This window comes from Kitasatospora sp. NPDC018619, from assembly GCF_044391605.1.
GTDB lineage: Bacteria > Actinomycetota > Actinomycetes > Streptomycetales > Streptomycetaceae > Kitasatospora.
Map to the genome: position 1 here is coordinate 118,634 of NZ_JBISAI010000022.1, position 2,461 is coordinate 121,094.

The 2,461-nt window shown below is 71.5% G+C and carries 1 pseudogene; it reads left to right on the forward strand.

Features of this window, described 5'->3' with window-relative positions:
- Positions 1-50: 50 nt before the first annotated feature.
- A pseudogene (locus ACH5AR_RS28690) lies at positions 51-2,461 on the forward strand (hypothetical protein); the annotation flags it as partial.

Consider the following 2,461-nt stretch of genomic DNA (forward strand, 5'->3'; position numbering starts at 1 on the left):
CGGGGTCGCCGGACCGGAACACGCCTCGGACGCCGTTGGCGGAGAAGCAGGTGAAGGCGATCGAGGCGCGGATCGCCGAGGCCGAGGCGAAGGCGAAGGCGGATGCGCAGGCCAAGGTGCAGGCCGAGGCTGCGGCCGGGGCGAAGGTGGGGAGTGGGTCGTCGGAGGAGCTCGGTGCGGGGTCGCCGGACCGGAACACGCCTCGGACGCCGTTGGCGGAGAAGCAGGTGAAGGCGATCGAGGCGCGGATCGCCGAGGCCGAGGCGAAGGCGAAGGCGGATGCGCAGGCCAAGGTGCAGGCCGAGGCTGCGGCCGGGGCGAAGGTGGGGAGTGGGTCGTCGGAGGAGCTCGGTGCGGGGTCGCCGGACCGGAACACGCCTCGGACGCCGTTGGCGGAGAAGCAGGTGAAGGCGATCGAGGCGCGGATCGCCGAGGCCGAGGCCAAGGCGATGGCCGACGCGCAGGCGGCGGCGCGCGCCGGCCGCCTGGCGAATCCCCCCGCCGCGGGCGGAGCCGGCGCCCGGTCGGCCCCGACCGTCCTGAGCGTCGGCCAGGAGACGACGGCTCCGGCCGTCCAGCCGCGGACACCGGCGAAGTCCTGGCAGGAGGAGCGGGGCGAGCAGGCGCAACAGACCGCGCAGAAGCATGCGGAGGCCATGGAGCGTTGGCTCGCGCAGAAGCGGCAGGATCCGCAGGTCCAGCAGCAGGCCCAGGAGCGTGCCGAGGCAGCGCGCAAGGCGGCGGAGAAGCTCGCGGAGCAGCAGGCGAAGGCGGCTGCCACGCGGCAGGAACGAGCCGCTGCCGAACGTGAGTTGTTCGATCGGACGAGAGAGCGAGTCGCCGAGGAGCAGGCCCGGGCCGCTCGCCGGCAGGCGGAGGCGGCGGCTGCCGAGGAGGCCCGCTGGCAGGAATTCCTGCAGGACCTACGGGACAAGTCGGGCGGGAACTCCGGGTCGATCGGGGAGATTTCACTGGCCGACGCCCGGACGCGGATCACCCGGCGGGCCGATGCCGCGCTGCGCGCGCCCATGCGCGCGTACGCGGGGCCGCCGGACTTCGAAGCGATCGACCGCTACCTGGCGCCCCACCTCGCGGCCGCCGAGACCGAGGCCTGGTACGAGCTGGCGGGTGAACTCGGCATCAACGTGGACACCTTGGTCGATCACCGTCTCATGCCGCCGTCCCCCCTGGGCCCCTTGCCCGTCGCCGGTGGGACGGCTCCCAGGGCGATGTCCGTCGAGATGTCCGACGAGATGTCCGACGAGTCACCGGTCTCGAAGACCGGGCCGGTCGGGGACAAGGGCAAGGGCCGGGTCGTGGCGGACGAGGCGCCGGACGACGAGGAGGAACTGGAGTACCTGGAGGTTCCGGAGCAGGGAGAGTCCTGGTCCCAGTACGAAGCCCGGAAGGCCCGCGAGGCAGCCGAGTTGGCGGCGGCGGTCGAGCTGTCGCGGCGGCTCCAGCAGCCGACGGACGAGAGCGGGGGCGCGGGTCCGTCCGTTCCGGCCGGCGCCGGGGGCCGTACGAAGCGCGGGCTGACGGCCGAGGCCGTGGCGAAGCTCCTCCAGGTTCCCACGCAGTCCGTCGACGACATCACCCCGGCCGCGCCGGGGGCCGGGTCGGGTCCGGCGCAGATGCCGGCCGTCCCGCAGCAGGATCTTCCCTTTACGGCTCAGGAGCTGATCGACGAGCTGATGCGCGAAAAGCCCGCGCGCCCAGTGTCCTCGAAGCCGGTGGCCAAGTTGGAGGAGTGGCTGGGGCCGGACCTGTTCGGTGACCGGGTGGTTCCGGCCGCGCCGCCGTTCCTCGAGGGTTACAACTACCGGGAGTTGCACTCGGCGTCGCGGGTGGCGTTCTTCCGTGCGCTGGACCTGGCGAGCGAGACCGAGCCGACGGCTGAGCAGATCACGCCGGCGTCCCTGGTCGCGGACGAGAATTCCGTCATCGAGGCAGGGTCGAAGCTTTCGCTGTCGGACACGGTGCTGCTCAAGCCGGGCACGATGCGGCGTAAGTCGGGGCTGCCCTTTGCGAAGCTGGTGCGCATCCCCAAGTTGGTGCACTCCATCTGGCTCGGTCGCCCGTTGTCGGCGGACGACGAGCACACCGGCCCGTTCATGGCGAACGTGGCGGAGTCGGCCGGCGGTTTTGGCCAGGGGTTTACCCACGTGATCTGGACGGATGTCACCCGTGAGCGGATCAAGGAGGCCAAGGAGGCCGAGGGGAAGGGGCAGGACACGGAGGAACTGGCCACCGTACGGGCGATGGTGGCGTGGGCGCGGGACCATAAGATCGTGTTGGTCAACGTCGACGAGGTCTTCTCGGCCGAGGCGCCGATGGATCTCGAAGCGGCCTACAAGATGGAGACAGCCAAGGGGGTGGGGCAGGGGTACGCCTCGGCGAGCGACATCCTGCGGCTGGAGATCCTCCAGCGGTTCGGCGGGATCTACACCGACGGGGACAA